At 65.4% G+C, this 463-nt stretch carries 1 protein-coding gene; it reads left to right on the top strand.

Going from position 1 to position 463, the window contains the following annotated elements; all coding sequences use genetic code 11:
- Positions 1-463, top strand: a 463-nt coding sequence (locus QSJ97_RS24710; protein ID WP_285675162.1) for a hypothetical protein, incomplete at both ends; no start/stop codon positions are given.

Consider the following 463-nt stretch of genomic DNA (forward strand, 5'->3'; position numbering starts at 1 on the left):
CCTGGCGGACGCCTTTGCGGTGAGCCAGGAGTTCGACGACCTCTACGGCAACTTCACGGTCGAGGGTGTCGTCCGCGAGTTCTACCTGAACAACCTGGGCCGCGACCCGCTGGCGATCGACTCGGTGACGGGCGTTGCGAGCGACCTGCCGGGCTACCAGTTCTGGACCGCGGTGACGAAGAGCCGGATCGAGGATCTGACCGACTCGGGCGTGTCGGCCGACGAGGCCTTCGACACGGCGATCGAGGAGCTTGCGGTCAACTTCGTGTTCGCGACCGAGACCCAGGAAGTGGTCTTTGCGGATCCGATCACCAACCTGATGGTGGACATCGCGCTTGACGGCGACGATGCGCTGGACACCAGCAAGGACCTGTTCGACGTCACCGGCGACTTCCGTCCGCAGGCCGAGGCCGACCCGTTCAACCCGCTGCGCACGATGCTGCGGCTGAACTCGGTCGAGGGT

This window comes from Paralimibaculum aggregatum, from assembly GCF_030270585.1.
GTDB lineage: Bacteria > Pseudomonadota > Alphaproteobacteria > Rhodobacterales > Rhodobacteraceae > Thermohalobaculum > Thermohalobaculum aggregatum.